This is a genomic window from Salinimonas iocasae (genome assembly GCF_006228385.1).
Classification (GTDB): Bacteria; Pseudomonadota; Gammaproteobacteria; order Enterobacterales; family Alteromonadaceae; genus Alteromonas; species Alteromonas iocasae.
Genome location: NZ_CP039852.1, coordinates 569292 through 590481, shown reverse-complemented (window position 1 = coordinate 590481; position 21190 = coordinate 569292). Strand labels below are relative to the sequence as shown.

14 protein-coding genes, 6 tRNA genes, 3 rRNA genes and 1 pseudogene are annotated in these 21190 nt (G+C 46.9%); 3 read left to right on the top strand and 21 right to left on the bottom strand.

The window, feature by feature from the left end:
• The first annotated feature begins 86 nt into the window (after positions 1–86).
• Positions 87–1241, top strand: a complete 1155-nt coding sequence (locus tag FBQ74_RS02590) for a DcaP family trimeric outer membrane transporter (protein ID WP_139755180.1) — start codon at positions 87–89, stop codon at positions 1239–1241.
• 49 nt (positions 1242–1290) lie between these two features.
• Here the strand turns inward: FBQ74_RS02590 and FBQ74_RS02585 are convergent, their stop codons facing one another.
• The 11 genes from FBQ74_RS02585 to FBQ74_RS02535 form a co-directional block, all read right to left on the bottom strand.
• A complete protein-coding gene (locus FBQ74_RS02585) occupies positions 1291–2343 on the bottom strand; it encodes an aldo/keto reductase (RefSeq protein ID WP_139755179.1) in 1053 nt (350 codons plus the stop codon).
• A complete protein-coding gene (locus FBQ74_RS02580) occupies positions 2315–3418 on the bottom strand; it encodes a chemotaxis protein (protein WP_139755178.1) in 1104 nt (367 codons plus the stop codon). Before FBQ74_RS02580 ends, FBQ74_RS02585 begins: the two co-directional genes overlap by 29 nt.
• 241 nt (positions 3419–3659) lie before the next feature.
• Positions 3660–4844: an elongation factor Tu gene (tuf, locus tag FBQ74_RS02575; protein ID WP_139755069.1), complete on the bottom strand. Its 1185-nt coding sequence runs from the start codon at positions 4842–4844 to the stop codon at positions 3660–3662.
• Between the two features lie 73 nt (positions 4845–4917).
• Positions 4918–4993 (bottom strand) — tRNA-Thr (locus FBQ74_RS02570).
• 6 nt (positions 4994–4999) lie between these two features.
• Positions 5000–5074, bottom strand: a tRNA-Gly gene (locus FBQ74_RS02565).
• 33 nt (positions 5075–5107) lie between these two features.
• Positions 5108–5192 (bottom strand) — tRNA-Tyr (locus FBQ74_RS02560).
• Between the two features lie 9 nt (positions 5193–5201).
• Positions 5202–5277: transfer RNA gene (locus FBQ74_RS02555), tRNA-Thr, on the bottom strand.
• A gap of 101 nt (positions 5278–5378) precedes the next feature.
• Entirely contained in the window at positions 5379–6131 is a 753-nt protein-coding gene (locus tag FBQ74_RS02550; protein ID WP_139755177.1) for a type III pantothenate kinase, read from the bottom strand.
• The gene (gene birA, locus FBQ74_RS02545; RefSeq protein WP_139755176.1) at positions 6121–7107 is read right to left on the bottom strand and encodes a bifunctional biotin--[acetyl-CoA-carboxylase] ligase/biotin operon repressor BirA; all 987 of its coding nucleotides are present in this window, start codon (positions 7105–7107) and stop codon (positions 6121–6123) included. Before birA ends, FBQ74_RS02550 begins: the two co-directional genes overlap by 11 nt.
• Positions 7104–8096, bottom strand: a complete 993-nt coding sequence (murB, locus tag FBQ74_RS02540; RefSeq protein ID WP_139755175.1) for a UDP-N-acetylmuramate dehydrogenase — start codon at positions 8094–8096, stop codon at positions 7104–7106. The genes birA and murB overlap by 4 nt, the downstream gene beginning before the upstream one ends.
• Positions 8097–8188: 92 nt before the next feature.
• Positions 8189–9289: a glycosyltransferase family 2 protein gene (locus FBQ74_RS02535; protein WP_168190592.1), complete on the bottom strand. Its 1101-nt coding sequence runs from the start codon at positions 9287–9289 to the stop codon at positions 8189–8191.
• A gap of 724 nt (positions 9290–10013) precedes the next feature.
• Between FBQ74_RS02535 and FBQ74_RS18895 the strand changes: the two genes are divergently transcribed.
• Entirely contained in the window at positions 10014–10160 is a 147-nt protein-coding gene (locus FBQ74_RS18895) for a hypothetical protein (protein WP_168190591.1), read from the top strand.
• 420 nt (positions 10161–10580) lie between these two features.
• Here FBQ74_RS18895 and rrf read toward each other — a convergent pair.
• The 5 genes from rrf to FBQ74_RS02510 form a co-directional block, all read right to left on the bottom strand.
• Positions 10581–10696: ribosomal RNA gene (gene rrf / locus FBQ74_RS02530) — 5S ribosomal RNA — on the bottom strand.
• A gap of 137 nt (positions 10697–10833) precedes the next feature.
• Positions 10834–13712: ribosomal RNA gene (locus FBQ74_RS02525) — 23S ribosomal RNA — on the bottom strand.
• Between the two features lie 518 nt (positions 13713–14230).
• Positions 14231–14307 (bottom strand) — tRNA-Ile (locus FBQ74_RS02520).
• A gap of 155 nt (positions 14308–14462) precedes the next feature.
• Positions 14463–14538 (bottom strand) — tRNA-Ala (locus FBQ74_RS02515).
• Between the two features lie 78 nt (positions 14539–14616).
• Positions 14617–16148 (bottom strand): 16S ribosomal RNA (locus FBQ74_RS02510).
• The 16S, 23S and 5S rRNA genes sit together here with 2 tRNA genes alongside, the layout of an rRNA operon.
• A gap of 457 nt (positions 16149–16605) precedes the next feature.
• On the opposite strand from FBQ74_RS02510, the gene FBQ74_RS02505 reads away from it, so the two are divergent.
• Complete coding sequence (locus FBQ74_RS02505; RefSeq protein WP_139755173.1) at positions 16606–17370, top strand: hypothetical protein; 765 nt, start codon at positions 16606–16608, stop codon at positions 17368–17370.
• 87 nt (positions 17371–17457) lie between these two features.
• Here FBQ74_RS02505 and FBQ74_RS19085 read toward each other — a convergent pair.
• The 5 genes and pseudogenes from FBQ74_RS19085 to rfbA all read right to left on the bottom strand — a co-directional run.
• Positions 17458–17649 (bottom strand): annotated as a pseudogene (locus FBQ74_RS19085) (UDP-glucose 6-dehydrogenase); the annotation flags it as partial.
• 106 nt (positions 17650–17755) lie between these two features.
• Positions 17756–18838, bottom strand: a complete 1083-nt coding sequence (rfbB, locus tag FBQ74_RS02495) for a dTDP-glucose 4,6-dehydratase (protein WP_139755172.1) — start codon at positions 18836–18838, stop codon at positions 17756–17758.
• Positions 18838–19707 (bottom strand): dTDP-4-dehydrorhamnose reductase, encoded by an 870-nt coding sequence (gene rfbD / locus FBQ74_RS02490; RefSeq protein WP_139755171.1) that lies wholly within the window; start codon positions 19705–19707, stop codon positions 18838–18840. Before rfbD ends, rfbB begins: the two co-directional genes overlap by 1 nt.
• A 9-nt stretch (positions 19708–19716) precedes the next feature.
• Positions 19717–20262 (bottom strand): dTDP-4-dehydrorhamnose 3,5-epimerase, encoded by a 546-nt coding sequence (rfbC, locus tag FBQ74_RS02485; protein WP_139755170.1) that lies wholly within the window; start codon positions 20260–20262, stop codon positions 19717–19719.
• A gap of 26 nt (positions 20263–20288) precedes the next feature.
• Positions 20289–21167, bottom strand: coding sequence for a glucose-1-phosphate thymidylyltransferase RfbA (gene rfbA, locus FBQ74_RS02480; RefSeq protein ID WP_139755169.1), 879 nt, complete (start codon positions 21165–21167; stop codon positions 20289–20291).
• Between the last annotated feature and the right edge of the window lie 23 nt (positions 21168–21190).

Genomic DNA, 21190 nt, shown 5'->3' with positions numbered 1-21190 from the left:
AATAAACAGGGAATAGTCCACCCTAACAGACATTCACGAATTTTTAACATAATTGTAACCAATTACATTGTAGACGGGACAGACTGATGAAACACACAATGAAAAAAACCGCCGTCGTTTGCGCATTGTCTTCGCTGGGATTTTGTGCAAGTGCAGCCACGCTGGGAAATACCGATGTTGCTTTTTCTGGCTATATCAAGGCTGATGCCATGGTCTCTGACTATTCTGACGGGTCGCTGCCCTCCGGTAGCATTGGTCGCGACTTTTATATTCCATCATTAACGCCCGTAGGCGGGCCTGATGAAGATGTACAGTTTGATGCACACATCAGACAATCACGCTTTCGCTTTGCTACTGAAACGCCTACTGAAAGCGGCGATAGCATCAAAGGCGTGCTTGAGCTCGACTTTATCGTAACCAGCGGTGGTGATGAGCGCATCAGTAACTCTTATTTGCCCCGTGTCCGCCACGCGTATCTGCAATATAAGAACTGGCTGGTAGGTCAAACATGGACCACCTTTATGGACGTGTCGATTCTGCCTGATTCACTGGACTTTATCGGCGTGACCGATGGCGTTACATTCGGACGTCAAACCATGGTTCGTTATACCAACGGTGGGCTTGAAGTCGCACTTGAGAACCCTGAAACCACTGTCACTCCATTTGGTGGCGGTGGCCGCATTGTAGCTGATGATAACTCAGTACCAGATCTTATTGCTGCATACACTATTCGCGATGACTGGGGGCATTTTAAAGTTGCCGGATTAATGCGTCAGCTTTCCTACAATGATGGTGCATTGGTAGACGCAGATGAAACCGGCTACGGCATTGCGTTATCAAGCAAAATTAATCTGGGCGCCGACGATATCCGCATGATGTTTAATACCGGCGCCGGCATGGGTCGCTATTCTTCACTTAACTCAGCAAACGGCGCGGTTATCACCCAGAACAATGATCTTGAGACGATTGATTCATACGGCTATTCAATCGCTTACCGCCATGTATGGAGTGAACGCTCACGGTCATCAATCATGTTTTCTGCCCTGAATATTGATAACGATACCAGTCTGACTGGAATGGGAGTAACTGAGAGCTCTTATAGCACCCGGATAAATTACCTGTACTCTCCGGTAGCTGCACTAACACTGGGCGCCGAGTACACATTCGCCCAACGTGAGATTGAAGCAGGCCTGGAAGGCGATATGAATCGCGTTCAGGTTTCAGCAAAGTACGCGTTCTAAAGAAACAAAAAGGCGACTACGGTCGCCTTTTTTCATTAAATACAGTTACTCAAAAAGCAATCGGAAAGCGCCGGAATGTTTCGTCGATCTTTTGCAGCGTTTCTGCTGATAACTCAACACTAAAGGCCTCAATATTCTCTTTAAGCTGCAATGTTGATGTTGCTCCGATGATTGTCGACGTCACGCCTGGTACTTGCTGACACCAAACAAGCGCCAACTGCGAGGGCGTTATACCGGCACTCGTTGCAATCTTCATATATGCATCTGTGGCCTCTCGTGCCAGCGGGGTATCGCGAAATAACCCCTGGCGCTGTACGTAGGTCCATCGAGACCCTTCCGGCCGAGCACCATTTTGATATTTCCCACTTAGCATTCCTGTAGCCAGCGGCGACCATGGCAAATAGGCAATATTTTCCAGATGACACATTTCTATCAGATACGGCCAGTCTTTAGCATGCAACAGATTAAATTCATTCTGAATTGAAACCGGGCGTGGCACACCGGTTTCTTCGCATAACTTAAGAAATGTATGAATACCCCATGGTGTATCATCTGACAATCCCCAGTACCGGATCTTCCCTTTCTCTATTGCCTCCCCCAGGGCGAGGACAATGCTCCGCATCTCCTCAATTTCCTTTATCTTGTCCAGGTGCTCTGGGTTTGTCATGCCTACCCACTGCTTTCCGAAATGGGGGGAGGTTCGGTTTGGCCAGTGCAATTGATAAACATCAATAACGTCAGTGTTCAAACGAGTGAGCGAGGCTTCTATTGCGGGTAGGATGGCCTCGCCAGTAATGTTCTTACCATTACGGATCCAGTCGATGCCGCCACCGGCAATTTTCGTCATTACAATGAGGTCCTGACGTTTTTGCTGATTTCGTGAAAGCCAGTCGCCTATACACCGTTCAGTATCCGCGTAAGTCGGTGCATTAGGTGGAACCGGATACATCTCGGCAGTGTCCAGCACATTGATGCCTGCGTCCAGCGCTATGCCCATTTGCTCATCAGCATCCTTCTGCGTATTCTGGATGCCCCAGGTCATGGTACCTAAACAAATCTCTGAAACCGTAAGCTCACTGCTTCCTAACTGGTGGTATTTCATTACTCTCCCGATGATGACTTTCGTCATTCTGCTGATTAACGCGATATTGCCGTCGGAGCGCTGCCTGCGTTTCTGCCAGTTGCATTTCCATATCTCGTCGAGACTCAACCATTTCATTGGCCAGCTCGGCCAACGATTTGAATTCTGCAAAACCCAATTGCTTTGGGTCAATTCTTTGATACTGGCGCTTGCAGCGATAAAAAAACATAACAAAATTAGCAAACGCACTGTGAAAAGTCGCGAAGCTTTTGATCAATAACAGAATCAATACGACTGAAGTAAATAACGCGATGCTGAGACTATATAAACGAACCTGGTCTGTTTGTTTATTTATGAGCGGCTGAAATGCCGTATCCACATGTTCAAGCTGTGCTTCAACATCGTGTGCCTGTTGGCGAAACTGACCACGCAACCCTTTATTGTGCGTTATCCCCATATCCCTGGTCGCGTTGGTAAGTCGGGTGAAAAGTTGTATGTAATTATTGAGGAGTACCTTTTCGTTATCTGTGTCCGACTGAAGCGCAAGCGTCTCTGCTATGCGATAAAAGCGTGTTGAAGATTCGCTATCATTGAACAACATATACTCACGCGCCGCTACCCGAGCTTCTGCAAGAGCTTTGTCACTGGCAACAATAGGAGCCAGTTGTTGCTCCACCTTCGACAGCTCCCCCTTGAGGCCGAGCGTTTTTGTTAAGCCGATTTCAGACTGAAGCTGAATTACCTGACTGAATAGCCGCTGATAGTCGAACATGCTTTGCGCTAATTGCCCGGCAAGGTCGTCAGGATAGCCATGTTCTTTCATCATCGGGACAAAGCGGGCTAAATGCTGGTTAAAAATATCAGCTCGGCGGGTGAACCGATGGTAATAATCGATTTCGTGACGTAGCAGAAAATCTTTTTCATGTCGGCGCATTTGTAGTAAATCTTGCCCCAGCCGGAGCAACAATTCGCGCTGCTGATGCAAAGAAACAAGTTTTTGAGTAAAAAAATGCTGGCTAATGACGAGTAATGACATGCCCAATACACATATCAAAAGCATCAGGAGTAATCGGGATTTTATCGAATCAAACTTCATGTTCGTTTATCGCTAGGAAACAGTGCGATAACTGTAAACACTGAATATGAACAAAGCATTGCAGCGGCATCAAAATAGCAGACAGCTACCTATATGCAAAAACGTAAGAATCCAGGTTTTGTCAGCTTTAGAGGTGGGCGGTAAATAGAAAGCATTACGCTGAAATCTTCTGGACGATGTCACGAACACAAAAAAGGCCGCTTGCGCGACCTTTTTTTAAGTGACTAAGTGTCAGCTAAGATTATTCAAAAATCTTCGCTACAACACCAGCACCTACTGTACGACCACCTTCACGGATTGCGAAGCGCAGACCTTCGTCCATCGCGATTGGTGCAATCAGTTCTACTACGAACTTCAGGTTGTCACCAGGCATTACCATTTCAACGCCTTCTGGAAGCTCTACAGCACCCGTTACGTCAGTTGTACGGAAGTAGAACTGTGGACGGTAACCTTTGAAGAATGGCGTGTGACGGCCACCTTCGTCTTTGCTCAGTACGTATACTTCTGCTTCGAACTTCGTGTGAGGAGTGATTGACCCTGGCTTCGCCAGAACCTGACCACGCTCAACTTCGTCACGCTTAGTACCACGCAGAAGAACACCAACGTTCTCACCTGCACGGCCTTCGTCCAGAAGCTTACGGAACATCTCAACACCGGTACAAGTCGTCTTCGTAGTATCTTTCATACCTACGATTTCGATTTCTTCACCAACTTTGATGATACCTTGCTCTACACGACCTGTTACTACTGTACCACGGCCTGAGATTGAGAATACGTCTTCGATTGGAAGAATGAACGGCTTATCGATTGCACGCTCTGGCTCTGGAATGTATGAATCCAGTGCTTCGCCCAGCTCGATAATTTTCTTTTCCCACTCTTCGTCGCCTTCCAGCGCTTTCAGTGCAGAACCTTTGATTACCGGCAGGTCATCACCTGGGAATTCGTATTCGTTAAGAAGTTCACGAACTTCCATTTCTACCAGCTCAAGCAGCTCTTCGTCATCTACCATGTCACATTTGTTCATGAACACGATGATGTGAGGAATACCTACCTGACGACCCAGAAGGATGTGCTCACGAGTTTGTGGCATAGGACCATCTGTCGCAGCTACTACAAGAATACCACCGTCCATCTGCGCGGCACCAGTGATCATGTTCTTAACGTAGTCAGCGTGTCCAGGACAGTCTACGTGCGCGTAGTGGCGAGTAGGCGTGTCATATTCAACGTGTGAAGTAGAGATGGTGATACCACGTGCTTTTTCTTCTGGCGCGTTATCGATCATATCGAATGCGCTTGCTGAACCACCGTAGGTCTTTGCAAGAACTGTAGTGATCGCTGCAGTCAGAGTGGTTTTACCGTGGTCAACGTGGCCGATTGTACCCACGTTTACATGGGGTTTCGTACGTTCAAACTTTTCTTTTGCCATTTTCTATTATCCCAGCAAAGTTACATGAAAACTGTAAATTATATGTTCAATATATATGAGCTGGGGAGAAGAATGGTGCTGATAGGCAGATTTGAACTGCCGACCTCACCCTTACCAAGGGTGCGCTCTACCAACTGAGCTATATCAGCACTAAATGGAGCGGGCAGCGGGAATCGAACCCGCATCATCAGCTTGGAAGGCTGAGGTAATAGCCATTATACGATGCCCGCGATCCTAATTCTCTGGCCACCTCATAGAAAAAGTGGTGGAGGGGGCAGGATTCGAACCTGCGAAGGCTGAGCCGGCAGATTTACAGTCTGCTCCCGTTGACCGCTTGGGTACCCCTCCAGAGATTGATGGTGCCGACTGCCGGAGTCGAACTGGCGACCTACTGATTACAAGTCAGTTGCTCTACCAACTGAGCTAAGTCGGCACTGCATCAAGTGGGTGCGCATTCTAGAGTAAACATTTACTCAGTGCAATAGTCTTTTTGAAATTTCTTTCAAATTTTTCTGAGTGTTGAAGCAGTTATCATCATTCAGAAACCAGCGCCGGAAAATCATTTCTGGCGTAGCGGGCAAGACCATGCACCACCAAATTCGCGACGAGGATGCTACCATCGAATTGCGCGAATGCAAGCATATTTTTGCCCCCTCCCCCGATAATTACGGAAAAGTCGGTTTGATTGCTCGACAAATAATCAACTGCGCTTAAATAAACACCTCGCACCGCCGCCTGACAGCCCATCGCCACACATTCTTCTGTATCGGTACCGGGCTGAAATTGAGTGGGAATTTCGCTATTTGCCGACACTCTGGCGGTATTTTTTACCAAAGCATCTCGCATAATGCCGTAACCCGGCGCAATCCAACCGCCCAGATGTTGACCATCTTTTACAAAGTCACAGGTTATAGCAGTGCCGATGTCGATGACTGCAAAAGGCTGAGTGGTCATTTCGTGTGCTGCGAGCATTGCCAACCAGCGATCTACTCCCATTTTCGAGACATCAGAATATGCATTAAGCAAAGAAAATTGTTCTTTCTGGGTCTCAATAAGACGAAATGTAATTCCGATCTCGTTACAAAACGTGCGGAACTGGTCTTCAATACTTTGATCGCCTACATTTGCCAGGTAGATACAAGCAATACGCGGATATTGGCGTAGGGCCTGAACACATGACTTTGCGGAATTTGCGGTATGAAGGGAAGTTTTAACTGCATCCAGACCGACATATTTTATTGATGTGTTACCTGCATCAATAAGAATTATCTGACTTTCAGTGACCACGCAGGCTTACCTCGCCGCCATGGAATCGCATAATGCCATCTCTTGTTTCTACTAGCAGCGCACCGCTCTCATCAACGCCACGGTCAATTCCGCTAAAACGCTTATCGCCCATTTGCAGGACAACCGTTTTATCTGCGTATAAGTCGAGTGACTCCCAGTAGGGTACAAACTTACCAAAGCCGTAAGAAGAGAATTCGTCGAGATAATGCCACAATGATTCTATCAGTGTTGCCGCCAGCAAGTTGCGGTCAACGCCGGCTGTCAACACGCTGGCAAGGTCAGTATGCGGCTGACCAACATCATACTGGTCCTGAGGTACATTGATATTCAGCCCTACCCCAATCACGCAGTGTGCAGTTGCGCCTATTTGCCCTTCAACTTCAATAAGCACCCCGGCAAGCTTTCTGCCGTGCAAATAGATATCGTTCGGCCACTTGACCTGCGCATCCTCTACCCCTACTTTTCTTAATCCCTCACATATCGCTACTCCTACAAGTAACGATAAGCCTGCCATACTTTGATAGCCATCGGGGAAAGACCAGTACATCGAAAAGGTAAGACTGCCACCTACTGGCGCCAACCATTGCCTACCATGGCGTCCACGCCCGTCGGTTTGAATTTCAGCCAGGATAGCGTCACCATTAGCCAGATCATCTCGCTTTCGCGTGATGCGACTTTTAATTTCTGAATTTGTAGATGACAGCACAGGTGCTACCTGCACAAGCGCCAGTCCTGAGTCATGGATATGCTTAGTGATTTTATCGGCATTTAGTAAATCGAACGGTTGATTGAGCCGGTATCCTTTTCCTTTTACTTTAAACACATCAAGCCCCCAGTCTGACAACTGGCTGATGTGACCCGCTACGGCTGTGCGTGAAAGATTAACTTCCTGTGCGATTGTTTCGCCTGAATGAAACTGGCCATCAGAAAGCAACGCCAGTATGTGCTGACGAATAATTTTTGATGCTTGCTTCATAATGTTACCAGTCCTTCTTTACCCAATAGGCGTACTTCGGGTTCCAATGGTACACCGAACCTTGATTCCACAGCAGCCATGATATCCTGCGCCATTTTAATAACATCTTTTCCTGTCGCATTTCCAAGATTTGTAAGTACTAGCGGTTGAGTTGGGTGGCACCGTACATCCCCTGTCTGCTTGCCCTTAAATTCGCATTGATCGATTAACCAGGCGGCGGGTATTTTCACCTGGTTCCCACCAATATTATAAAACGGAATCTCAGGGTTCTCTTCTTTCAACGTGTTAAATCTGGCGACATCGATAACCGGATTCTTAAAAAAGCTACCGGCATTACCCAGTTTATCAGGGTTCGGTAACTTACTGCTTCTGACACTGATAACCTTTTCAAAGATCGTATGTGGCGTAGGGTCTGATAGTGTACTCAATTCACCATAACTAGTGTTGAGCTGATAGTTTTTCGGTAATACAAAGTTCACGTGAGTGATGATGACTTTGCCCAAAAGCTCCTGTTTAAAGACACTATCGCGATAGCCAAAGCAACACTCATCATGACTTAGGATAACTACATTGCCGCTTGCTCTGTCGACCATCTCGACAGTTTCAATAAAAGTACCAACCTCCAGTCCGTACGCACCGATGTTCTGTATCGGAGACGCACCGACGGAGCCAGGTATAAGGGCCAGGTTTTCCATCCCATGCCACCCCTGCTCTAAAGCAGTTGTTACCAACCGATGCCAATTTTCACCAGCGCCAACACGAAGATGGAAAGCTGCATGACTCTCGCTTACCTCAAGTCCTTTTATATGGTTTAGCAACACTGCACCACTATAGTCTTCAATGAAAACCGTGTTGCTGCCCTCCCCAAGTAAATAATGATGGGGATATCGATCACACAGTGAGACGGCCGAAGACGCGTCTTGAAAAACTTCTAGCTCCTGACAGTGAGCGTTCAGACTGAAGGTATGATGATTACGTAATACAGGCACCGGACACCTTAAGCGGTTATTCTGAGTGACGACATATTAGGTTATGCGCGCGTAGATGGGAAGGTAGCAGCGAGGATTGTTGATCACGGAGATTACCGGTGACGGGCTTGAAACTTATTTAGAGACGCTACCGCTTTCTCATCTTTGATGTTTTTAAACGATCTAGTTAATAGCGCTTCATCCTTCTTGTCGCTGTTCTCCACGATAATCAATACTTTTTCGTATGTTTCTTTGACAAAGTTCTGTGCTTTTCTAACTTCTGTTTCCTCAAGCAATTCCTTCAAAACATTCTGCATATGTTGTTGGTATTTGTAGAAATTATCAGCATCGAAGTTTATGGTTATCGCGTCGTCTTCATCGGAATATCCTTTACGGTTGCCTTTAATTTTTACTTTGCCCTCATCTGGGAATTTTGGTCGACCGCGACCCAGTGTTGCAATGTATTCGACTTCGCTTCTGTAGTACCGATGAATAATGAAATATGGTTTAACAGGTTGTTTCAGCTCGATATCTGGTGCACGTGAAAACGCATCATTGATATGTTTAAAAGTCTCACCCGATGCATTTCTATAATCTAAAAACGGATTTACAATATTATGTGGATTAAGTCGGTAATAGGGCGAACGGGTATCAATGATTGATTTGACTTGTGGCCTACGCTGAACTTGAACTTGTTGTGATATAGCTGGCCCAAAATGGTTTTCTGGTTCGTATTTATTCGCCCACTCAAAGGAAATCACGTCACATCTGCTAATCGAATTCAAACAGTCATGAATAGTTGAATTCAGATCTTTTGACACCCAAAATTCATCTATATCCAGGAAGCAAATATGAGAAAAGCCTTCCTTTCTTGCTTTCACAATTGCTTCTCTGTACAAGCCAACTTGAGGGTTTCCTTTGTAGCTGTTAAAAAAAGCATCGGCATCTCTGATAGTTACCTGCGAAAGCTCAGAAAACTTAGATAATATAGATAAGCTATTGTCACTCGTTCGATTGATATTTATTTCAATATGATCGAAACCGAAGTATAGGTGATGGGCAATCCACTCAGGCAGGTAAGCGGCTTCATTCTTTGCTATGGCAACCAACTTTACTTTCGTCGTCTTCTTATTGAAACGGTCAAAGTAGTGTTTTCTTTTAGCGGCAGCAAATTCAATCCCTGTCCGAAGACTGTCTTTTAGAAGCTTTTTCACTGCTCCAGTTTTCCTTAAATAAAGTTTTCGTATCACGCGCTAATGATATCAGAAAAGCTCAAATCAATTACTACTCCGTAAGCCTTTATACTTCACACAGTAAAGCAAACTGTTGCTTTACAAAGGGGTGTTAGCTTTTTCAGCGTTGACCCAGCACTGGCTTCTTAATGTCTTCGTTGCTCCAGAGTAAACAGGAGTTTTAACTAAACAAAGCGAAAAAGCTTATTTGCATTATATTCTGGTGGCCAATACGGCGATCTATGATTAATTCTTCTGCTATTTTCATGGAGATAGTCGCAGAGACTACTTTGTCGAAGAAGTCTGCACATAGTATGGGGTTGGTGTGCAACAACTCATCGGAACTTGGCCCACACTGGGCGAGGCTTCGCTCTGCGTAGCAGATAGCGGGTGCCTTAAGGTCACGCGCTAAGGAACGAACGCGAGCACAGGGTGAAAGCGGAATATAGCGAATGATTAGTATCATTCGCGCCGATTGAACGACACGAGCTATGCGAGTGGCTAGACCGGTTTACCGGGGCGAGCTGGACAATGCTTCAGGGATGAATGGATACGAAAAATGTCAGGCAGTGGCATAAACCCAGCCAGTTCGCGATGGGTTGAGTTTATCTGTGTAACTGCGCCTGAGATTTCTTGCGCTGAAACGAAAAAAACCCACTCGACTGAGTGGGCTTCTTCGTAGAATAGGACTGCTTCACAGCGAGACATGGCGGATGTGCTAGCTCACATGGGGCTGGGCCCACACTGGGGGATGAACGGTGAGCAAAGCGAACGAGGGGTGCCAGTGGCACGCCGAGAGTTAAGAGCGCGAGGCATGGATGCCGAGCTGGACGATGCACCATGGACGGGTTGATACGCCTGTGCCTATGCAGAGCCAGTCGGTTAAATGTGCATGATGGGTTAGGTTTCGCTAAGAGGGAGTAGCACGCCAGTGCTTTCTGAGGGAAAGGGCTATCCGAGAATTTCAGTTATCCATTTATTTTTGCACTCCCAGAAACGAAAAAAGCCCACTCGACTGAGTGGGCTTCTTCGTAGAATAGGACTGCTTCACAGCGAGACATGGCGGATGTGCTACTCTCACATGGGGGTGATGAATGGTGAGCGTAGCGAACGAGGGATGCCCAATGGCATACCGAGAATGAAGAACGGTCGAGCTCTGCGAGACCATGGAACGCCCCCTTCGGGAACGGATGACCGCGAAGTGGCTTTGTCATACTTCGCTTAAAGCAAAAAGGCCACCCCGTTAGGGATGGCCTTTTTGTTTTAATTGGGAGTCTGGCGGTGTGCTACTCTCACATGGGGAAACCCCACACTACCATCGCCGCTAACGTGTTTCACTTCTGAGTTCGGAATGGGATCAGGTGGTGCCACGTCGCTATGGCCGCCAGACATAAAACGGTGTTACCGACATCGTCGATAACTTAACAATTCGGGAAAGTCTGATATTCAATCTATTGAGTAACTTAACTACTCTTACTTTACTTAGCTTGTCTACAACCCATGCAGACTTTGCCGCTTTGGGTTGTATGGTTAAGCCTCTCGGGCAATTAGTACAGGTTAGCTTAACGCCTTACAACGCTTCCACACCCTGCCTATCAACGTCTTAGTCTTAAACAACCCTTCCAGAACTTAAAGTTCAGGGATGACTCATCTCTGGGCCGGCTTCCCGCTTAGATGCTTTCAGCGGTTATCCGTTCCGAACATAGCTACCGGGCAATGCGATTGGCATCACAACCCGAACACCAGCGGTTCGTCCACTCCGGTCCTCTCGTACTAGGAGCAGCTCCCATCAATCATCCAACGCCCACACCAGATAGGGACCGAACTGTCTCACGACGTTCTAAACCCAGCTCGCGTACCACTTTAAATGGCGAACAGCCATACCCTTGGGACCGACTTCAGCCCCAGGATGTGATGAGCCGACATCGAGGTGCCAAACACCGCCGTCGATATGAACTCTTGGGCGGTATCAGCCTGTTATCCCCGGAGTACCTTTTATCCGTTGAGCGATGGCCCTTCCATACAGAACCACCGGATCACTATGACCTACTTTCGTACCTGCTCGACGTGTCTGTCTCGCAGTTAAGCTAGCTTATGCCATTGCACTAACCTCACGATGTCCGACCGTGATTAGCTAACCTTCGTGCTCCTCCGTTACTATTTGGGAGGAGACCGCCCCAGTCAAACTACCCACCAGACACTGTCCTTAACCCCGATAAGGGGTCTAAGTTAGAACATCAAACATACCAGGGTGGTATTTCAAGGACGGCTCCATGCAAACTGGCGTCTGCATTTCAAAGCCTCCCACCTATCCTACACAAGTAGGTTCAATGTTCAGTGCCAAGCTGTAGTAAAGGTTCACGGGGTCTTTCCGTCTAGGTGCGGGTACACAGCATCTTCACTGCGATTTCAATTTCACTGAGTCTCGGGTGGAGACAGCGTGGCCATGGTTACACCATTCGTGCAGGTCGGAACTTACCCGACAAGGAATTTCGCTACCTTAGGACCGTTATAGTTACGGCCGCCGTTTACCGGGGCTTCGATCAAGAACTTCGCTTACGCTAATCCCATCAATTAACCTTCCGGCACCGGGCAGGTGTCACACCCTATACGTCCTCTTACGAGTTTGCAGAGTGCTGTGTTTTTAATAAACAGTCCCAGCCACCTGGTCACTGCGACCACCAACAGCTTACCGCGTAAAGCGTTCACCGCCGGTGGCGTACCTTCTCCCGAAGTTACGGTACTATTTTGCCGAGTTCCTTCACCCGAGTTCTCTCAAGCGCCTTAGTATTCTCTACCTGACCACCTGTGTCGGTTTGGGGTACGGTTCACATAATCATACGTTTAGAAGCTTTTCCTGGAAGCAGGGCATCAACAACTTCACTCCCTTGGGAGCTCGTCTCGTGTCTCGGCCTTGAAAACCCGGATTTACCTAAGTTTTCAGCCTACGCACTTTCACATGGACAACCAACGCCATGCTTGCTTAGCCTTCTCCGTCCCTCCATCACTGATTATACAAGTACGGGAATATTAACCCGTTTCCCATCGACTACGCATTTCTGCCTCGCCTTAGGGGCCGACTTACCCTGCCCTGATTAGCATGGGACAGGAAACCTTGGTCTTCCGGCGTGGGGGTTTTTCACCCCCATTATCGTTACTCATGTCAGCATTCGCACTTGTGATATGTCCAGCAAACCTTACAGTTCACCTTCATCCACTTACACAACGCTCCCCTACCCAATACGATAAATCGCATTGCCGCAGCTTCGGTATATTGCTTAGCCCCGTTACATCTTCCGCGCAGGCCGACTCGACTAGTGAGCTATTACGCTTTCTTTAAAGGATGGCTGCTTCTAAGCCAACCTCCTAGCTGTCTGTGCCTTCCCACATCGTTTCCCACTTAGCAATATTTGGGGACCTTAGCTGGCGGTCTGGGTTGTTTCCCTCTCCACGACGGACGTTAGCACCCGCCGTGTGTCTCCCGGATAGTTCTCAATGGTATTCGGAGTTTGCAAAGGGTTGGTAAGTCGGGATGACCCCCTAGCCTTAACAGTGCTCTACCCCCAATGGAATTCGTCCGAGGCTCTACCTAAATAGATTTCGGGGAGAACCAGCTATCTCCCGGTTTGATTGGCCTTTCACCCCCAGCCACAAGTCATCTCCTGACTTTTCAACGTCAGTGAGTTCGGTCCTCCAGTTGATGTTACTCAACCTTCAACCTGCCCATGGCTAGATCACCGGGTTTCGGGTCTATACCTGGCAACTAAACGCGCAGTTAACACTCGCTTTCGCTACGGCTCCGCTATACGCTTAACCTTGCTACCAAATATAAGTCGCTGACCCATTATACAAAAGGTACGCAGTCACACCACGAAGGTGCTCCCACTGCTTGTACGTATACGGTTTCAGGTTCTATTTCACTCCCCTCACAGGGGTTCTTTTCGCCTTTCCCTCACGGTACTGGTTCACTATCGGTCAGTTAGGAGTATTTAGCCTTGGAGGATGGTCCCCCCATTTTCAGTCAAGATAACACGTGTCCCGACCTACTCGATTTCACATTGATTTTGCCGTCGTGTACGGGGCTGTCACCCGGTATCGCGCCACTTCCCAGAGGCTTCCACTAACTCATTCAATGCTTAAGGGCTGCTCCCCGTTCGCTCGCCGCTACTAAGGGAATCTCGGTTGATTTCTTTTCCTAAGGGTACTTAGATGTTTCAGTTCCCCTCGTTTGCCTCGTTACACTATGTATTCATGCAACGATACCTGTAAACAGGTGGGTTTCCCCATTCGGACATCTGTGGCTCAAATGCGTTTTGTCAGCTCACCACAGCTTTTCGCAGACTTACACGTCCTTCATCGCCTCTAACTGCCAAGGCATCCACCGTATACGCTTTGTCACTTAACCATACAACCCAAAACAGCCTTTTGACTTCTGCTTTGGCCGGTGAATCAACACCTGCTGTATGATGACAAGCTAATCGTGATTTGCCTTGTCATCAAACTTAATTGATAACAAGCAATTCAAGTCAAGTAGAGTAGCTATTCGTGCAAAATCATCGTTAGATGACTTTTGCGCAAGGAGGACTCACAGTACGCTCAGTTGTTAAAACTAAACTCACTGTTAATTCTCTCAGTTACTCAATTTTGATTGATTACTAATATCAGCTTTCCAAATTGTTAAAGAACTATTTTGCAATCGGACTTGCCGATTGCAACACCAGGTAATCAGTTGCGAAGCAACCAACCTTAATGCTTTAGGGTAAAAACCCCTAATCAATGCTTACTCAAATGAGTAAATATTCATTAGGATTTCGCGCTTCCTGCACACCGTTATATTACTGCATTTCTTTCTTGGGCAAGGCATTCGATAAGGAAGCGTATTAACAATACGCGACGTTCGAATAACGCAGTACAAGAAAGAAATGGTAGGCTTGGGCAGACTTGAACTGCCGACCTCACCCTTATCAGGGGTGCGCTCTAACCAGCTGAGCTACAAGCCTCCAGCTTACTGCGCATTTAAGCGTCATGCGTCGGCTTGATTCGGCGCTTTGTCAGTCATGTACTTGATGTACATTCCTTCCTCAGCTTCTCAGTCGCCTTGCCTGTCACTTAACTGCTTGCAATCTGACATTGTTAAACATCACATTGAGCAAAGTGGTGGAGCTAAGCAGGATCGAACTGCTGACCTCCTGAATGCAAATCAGGCGCTCTCCCAGCTGAGCTATAGCCCCATAAAAACGGTCGTTCTTCTTTATATAACAAGACTATCTGTGTGAACACTACATCAAGAGCGTCAACGACGTTATCGGTAAGGAGGTGATCCAACCGCAGGTTCCCCTACGGTTACCTTGTTACGACTTCACCCCAGTCATGAAACACAAAGTGGTGATCGCCCTCTAAAAGTTAGGCTAACCACTTCTTTTGCATCCCACTCCCATGGTGTGACGGGCGGTGTGTACAAGGCCCGGGAACGTATTCACCGCAGTATTCTGACCTGCGATTACTAGCGATTCCGACTTCACGGAGTCGAGTTGCAGACTCCGATCCGGACTACGATATTCTTTAAGGGGTCCGCTCCACATCGCTGTCTCGCTTCCCTCTGTAAATACCATTGTAGCACGTGTGTAGCCCTACACGTAAGGGCCATGATGACTTGACGTCGTCCCCACCTTCCTCCGGTTTGTCACCGGCAGTCTCCTTAGAGTGCCCAACCTAATGCTGGCAACTAAGGACAAGGGTTGCGCTCGTTGCGGGACTTAACCCAACATCTCACGACACGAGCTGACGACAGCCATGCAGCACCTGTGTCAGAGTTCCCGAAGGCACCAATCCATCTCTGGAAAGTTCTCTGCATGTCAAGTGTAGGTAAGGTTCTTCGCGTTGCATCGAATTAAACCACATGCTCCACCGCTTGTGCGGGCCCCCGTCAATTCATTTGAGTTTTAACCTTGCGGCCGTACTCCCCAGGCGGTCTACTTAGCGCGTTAGCTTCGCTACTCACAACTTAAAGTCGCAAACAGCTAGTAGACAGCGTTTACGGTGTGGACTACCAGGGTATCTAATCCTGTTCGCTACCCACACTTTCGCACATGAGCGTCAGTCTTTGGCCAGGGAGCCGCCTTCGCCACTGATGTTCCTCCAGATATCTACGCATTTCACCGCTACACCTGGAATTCCACTCCCCTCTCCAAGACTCTAGTCTGCCAGTTCTAAATGACCATCCCAGGTTGAGCCCGGGGCTTTCACATCTAGCTTAACAAACCGCCTGCGTGCGCTTTACGCCCAGTAATTCCGATTAACGCTTGCACCCTCCGTATTACCGCGGCTGCTGGCACGGAGTTAGCCGGTGCTTCTTCTGTGGGTAACGTCAATCTAAGCAGGTATTAACTACTTAGCCTTCCTCCCCACTGAAAGTGCTTTACAACCCGAAGGCCTTCTTCACACACGCGGCATGGCTGGATCAGGCTTGCGCCCATTGTCCAATATTCCCCACTGCTGCCTCCCGTAGGAGTCTGGGCCGTGTCTCAGTCCCAGTGTGGCTGATCTTCCTCTCAGAACAGCTAGAGATCGTTGCCTTGGTGAGCCTTTACCCCACCAACTAGCTAATCTCACTTGGGCCTCTCTTTGCGCGAGAGCCTAAGCCCCCTTTGGTCCGTAGACATTATGCGGTATTAGCCACCGTTTCCAGTGGTTATCCCCCTCGCAAAGGCAAGTTCCCAAGCATTACTCACCCGTCCGCCGCTCGTCATCTTCTAGCAAGCTAGAAATGTTACCGCTCGACTTGCATGTGTTAGGCCTGCCGCCAGCGTTCAATCTGAGCCATGATCAAACTCTTCAATTAAAATCGAAAAACTTTATGAATCGTCGGTTGACACTCTTAACGAGTGCCCACACAGATTGTCTTGTTATAAATTGTTAAAGAACATTTTGCTTCTTTTCTCCCCGAAGCGGGACGCGCATTCTACGCGTTTGGTTTTCGTTGTCAACACCTTTTTGAAACTTAATTTCGAAGGCCTTGGAAAACCGCTTTTCATGTCGGCGTAAGCCTGTCTGATAAAGCCCTTCAACTGTCTTGCCTGTTGGCCTGTCCCGTCGAAGTGGTGCGCATTCTAGAGATAAATAACTTTTGGTCAATAGCCATAACTAATAAAATTGTAAAAATGCGTTCAACCGGTTACTTTATAGTCATTCATAGTAAAAACTGACCAATTTGAACTTTTTCGAATATACGTCGTTCTAATTTGTGAATCACCTTATTACAAAAATTTCAGGTTTAGATACCAGGGGAGTTCAGGTTTATGCGAAAGATGTACATCGTTGCTTTACTGGCTGTTGCTAGTTGGTCGGTACAGGGAACCGAGTTTAGTCAGCCGGAGCCGAAGGTCGCAGATCCCTATCAGGTCAAGTTTTTCAAACGCCAGGTCGCACAAAATATGTCTGTGGGTACCGCAATACGTTCTATTGCGAGTCACTATCCGCAGGACGTGGTGCCAATTGTTGATATTGCCCTGGATACTTATCCTGACAAATATCGTGAAATTATTTACGCAGCCATTTCAGCCCAGCCCGCCTCCACGCAAGAAATTGTTGAACTGGCTTTAAATAAAGAAGTCGGTTCTTGTCCATCTATTGTCAAACTCGCTATAAAAGCTGAACCCAGTTACGTGGACTTCGTTGTGCAGGCAGCAGCGAATGCAACCCCGGATGAATTGGACGAGATTGTCCGTGTTGCGGTACTTACAGAACCGAACTCAGCCGACTATATTGTACAAACCTTGTCACGGGAGCACCCTAGCAAACTGGTGCAGATATTAAGTACCGCATTAGACGCCGTTCCTTATGTCGGTGAATACATGGTTGATTCGCTGTTAGCTATTTTTCCCGCTCAGGCAGATGAAGTTGTTTCAACAGCGATTAAAGGATCGTCGTCTCAGCGTGAACAGGTACTCCGGATTCTGGAATCAGCGCAAGACGCTGGTGTCGCTGATGATAAAATTCGTCAATATGGCATTGATGCCGGGTTTTCTGATGAAGAGTTAGCGGGTGTACTGAGTGACAAGTAGTCGTTCTTGGATTCTAAGAAAATTTTCTCACTAAAAAAGCCGCTTTTTAGCGGCTTTTTTAATGTATCAATCTGAACAACGATAAGGTCAGTCCGCGTTGAACAAATCTCTGGTATACACTTTTTCCAGTACATCACTTATATCATCAGTAATGCGGTTCGCGACGATGACATCTGACATAGCTTTAAAATTATCGAGGTCCTGAATCACCTGAGAATTAAAAACTTCGTTTTCTTCTAATACAGGTTCGTAAACGACAACTTCAATACCCTTCGCTTCTCTCTGATATGAATCTCTGTTTTATGTATATCTCTACTCAACGTTTCTCAGCGGCAAAATTGTTGAATATATTGAATTACCATCTTCGCGAGAAAATAAAATGCTTTTACTTACCGGTTCCCAGCCTTTCTCCCTGATAAGACCCGTCCTGTACTGATTGCCACCATGCTTTGTTGCCCATATACCATTGTACAGTTTTGCGAATACCCGATTCAAAAGACTCCTTGGGCTTCCATCCCAATTCTTTTTCAATTTTCGATGCATCTATAGCATAACGCATATCATGACCTGGTCGGTCTTCCACATAAGTGATTTGATCTGCGTATGAGGACTCTCTGGGCTTAAGCTCATCTAAGATGTTGCATATTGCTCTTACAACTTCAATATTCTGCTTTTCGTTATGACCGCCTATATTGAAAGTCTCACCTACACCACCATCCAGCGCAACTAACACCAATGCACGGGCATGGTCTTCAACATATAGCCAGTCTCTTATCTGATTTCCCTTTCCATAAATCGGGAGCGGCTTACCGCCAAGTGCATTGAGGATCACCAGTGGAATGAGCTTTTCCGGGAAATGATAAGGGCCATAATTATTTGAGCAATTAGTAATTACCACTGGCAACTTGTAAGTGCGGTGCCAAGATCTCACCAGTTGATCAGATGATGCTTTTGACGCTGAGTATGGAGAACTTGGCGCATACGGCGTTTCTTCTGTAAACAGCGGCAAAACTGTACCAGCTTCAACATCGTCCGGATGGGGCAAGTCTCCATACACCTCGTCGGTAGAGATATGATGAAACTTGAATGTCTGGCGTTTCGCCTCGTCTAGCTGAGCGTAATAAGCACGCGCTTGCTCAAGTAAGGTATAAGTGCCAACTACATTTGTCTGGATAAATTCGCCCGGTCCGTCAATTGAACGGTCGACATGAGATTCAGCAGCCAGATGCATAATGATGTCGGGTTGATGCGTGCTTAACACCCGCTTCACTTCTTCTGCATCACAGATATCTACTTTTTCAAAAGTATACCGCTCATCGCTTGAAACAGATGCTAAAGACTCGAGATTGCCAGCGTAGGTCAGCTTATCCAGGTTGATAACAGTATGGTCAGTATCGTTAATAAGATGTCGAACCACTGCTGAACCAATAAAACCAGCACCCCCGGTGACTAAAATCGTTCTACTCATTATTGCTTCTCACTTTGAAAAGATGACATCATATCTGCCAGTTGTTTGCGCCAATGTTGGAGTCCGACATCTGCAAATGCTTTTCGCGTCGAGACCTTATCAAGCACACTATAGTGGGGACGTTTGGCTGGAGTGGGATACTGTGACGATGGAATTGGGTGAACAGGTATTTTTCTATCTAAAAGACCTTTACTAATGCCTACTTCCTGAATAGCTAGCGCAAAATCATACCAGCTTGCCACCCCTTCGTCAGTCCAGTGATAAGTGCCCGCTATCCGTTTACGCGCAGCCAATAAGCAAGCTTCTGCTAATCCTTTGGCCCAGGTTGGTGAGCCAATTTGATCGTCTATAACATTCAATTCCGGTTTATCTGCCATCAAACGAAGCATGGTTTTTACAAAATTATTGCCAAACTCCGAATACACCCAAGCTGTACGGAGCAAACAGCTGTCGTTGGGCAATGCTGTCAGTAAAGCTTTTTCACCCTCAGCCTTGCTTTTGCCATATTCACCCTGCGGGTCGATAGTATCATCAGGCTGATAAGGGCTTCCCTTCATACCGTCAAAAACGTAATCCGTAGATACGTGTACTAAAAAGTATCCATCCTTGCTACAGATATCAGCAAGATTTTTGACGCCCAGGGCATTAATACGGTGTGCTTCTGCGGGCTCATCTTCGGCTTTATCTACTTCGGTATACGCTGAGCTGTTAATAACAGCATCAGGTGCGTGTTCCGACAAGCTCGTTTCTAACTGTTTACGGTCACTGATATCAATATCATTTCGGCCTAAAAAAACCGCCCTATCACCTACTATTTTTTTTAGTTCTGACGCAAGCTGGCCAGACTTTCCTATAACCACTATTTTCATTTTTAGGCCTTAGAAAGTTGGCGCTTTTTGAAATGGCAAACCATCAGCATCTTTTACTGATAAAGAAGGCGCTTCACCATTTACCAGAGGCCATTCGATGTCTAATGTCGCATCGTCATACTTCACTGAAACTTCAGATTCAGGATGGTAATAGTCCGAGCATTTATAGACAAATTCGGCTGATTCGCTGGTTACATAGAATCCGTGCGCGAACCCTGCCGGCACCCACAACTGGCGTTGATTCTGCGCAGACAAATAGACACCCACCCACCGGCCAAATGTGGCTGAGTTCTTTCGCATATCGACGGCAACATCATACACTTCACCGCTGGTGACCCGAACCAATTTACCCTGCGTATGTTCCAACTGATAGTGCAGACCGCGCAATATACCCTGCCGTGATTTTGAATGATTATCCTGAACGAACTCAACGTCAGCACAATGTTCTTTGAACCAATCATTCCGAAAGGTTTCCATAAAGAAACCGCGTTCATCACCGAAAACTTTAGGTTCGATGATTTTCACATCGGCGATGGATGTCTCAACTACTTGCATGAATAAACTCTTGTCTTAAATTTTAATTACTTAACGCGGTCGTGAATAACTTTCAGTAAATAGTCGCCGTAGCCACTCTTCTTCAGCGGGGCTGCCAAACGCTCCAGCTGCTCAGCATTAATGTAACCCATTCTGTAAGCAACCTCTTCAGGGCAACACACTTTTAACCCCTGGCGTTTTTCAATTGCAGCGACAAAGTTGGCCGCATCGAGCAAACTATCAAGTGTACCTGTATCCAGCCATGCTGAACCACGCCCCATTAGCTCTACTTTTAATGAACCGTCCTGAAGATACAGATTGTTTAAATCTGTAATTTCTAATTCTCCGCGTAAAGATGGTTTCACTTCTTTGGCAAAATCAACCACGCGGTTATCGTAATAGTACAAACCGGTGACTGCATAATTGGATTTTGGCTTAGTCGGCTTTTCTTCGATAGACAGTGCATTCCAGTCATTATCAAATTCCACCACACCATAACGCTCAGGGTCGTTAACATGGTAACCAAACACGCTAGCGCCGTACTCCTGCCGGAAAGCTTTTTGCAAAGAGACCCGTAAATCATGACCGTAGTAGATATTGTCACCCAAAATCAGTGTGCAGCTGTCGTTACCGATAAACTTTTCACCAATAAGAAAAGCCTGAGCTAACCCGTCTGGGCTTTTTTGCACCGCGTAGCTAATATTAAGCCCCAAATCTGCACCATCACCTATAAGTTCTACAAACCGGCTCTGCTCGTCTGGCGTGGTGATAATCAAAATGTCACGTATACCCGACATCATCAGTGTGGTAAGCGGGTAAAAAATCATCGGCTTGTCGTAAACAGGCATTAGTTGTTTGCTTACAACTTTGGTCAATGGATGTAGCCGGGTACCTGAGCCACCGGCGAGAATAATTCCTTTTCTCATAAATGGCACTCCCTCCTGGTAGA

Coding starts and splice junctions, on each gene's coding strand:
- FBQ74_RS02585 (WP_139755179.1), bottom strand. CDS start 2,343: ATGAAATACCACCAGTTAGGAAGCAGTGAGCTTACGGTTTCAGAGATT.
- rfbB (WP_139755172.1), bottom strand. CDS start 18,838: ATGAGTAGAACGATTTTAGTCACCGGGGGTGCTGGTTTTATTGGTTCA.
- rfbA (WP_139755169.1), bottom strand. CDS start 21,167: ATGAGAAAAGGAATTATTCTCGCCGGTGGCTCAGGTACCCGGCTACAT.
- FBQ74_RS02580 (WP_139755178.1), bottom strand. CDS start 3,418: ATGAAGTTTGATTCGATAAAATCCCGATTACTCCTGATGCTTTTGATA.
- FBQ74_RS02590 (WP_139755180.1), top strand. CDS start 87: ATGAAACACACAATGAAAAAAACCGCCGTCGTTTGCGCATTGTCTTCG.
- rfbD (WP_139755171.1), bottom strand. CDS start 19,707: ATGAAAATAGTGGTTATAGGAAAGTCTGGCCAGCTTGCGTCAGAACTA.
- FBQ74_RS18895 (WP_168190591.1), top strand. CDS start 10,014: ATGGCGGATGTGCTAGCTCACATGGGGCTGGGCCCACACTGGGGGATG.
- rfbC (WP_139755170.1), bottom strand. CDS start 20,262: ATGCAAGTAGTTGAGACATCCATCGCCGATGTGAAAATCATCGAACCT.
- birA (WP_139755176.1), bottom strand. CDS start 7,107: ATGAAGCAAGCATCAAAAATTATTCGTCAGCACATACTGGCGTTGCTT.
- FBQ74_RS02505 (WP_139755173.1), top strand. CDS start 16,606: ATGCGAAAGATGTACATCGTTGCTTTACTGGCTGTTGCTAGTTGGTCG.
- tuf (WP_139755069.1), bottom strand. CDS start 4,844: ATGGCAAAAGAAAAGTTTGAACGTACGAAACCCCATGTAAACGTGGGT.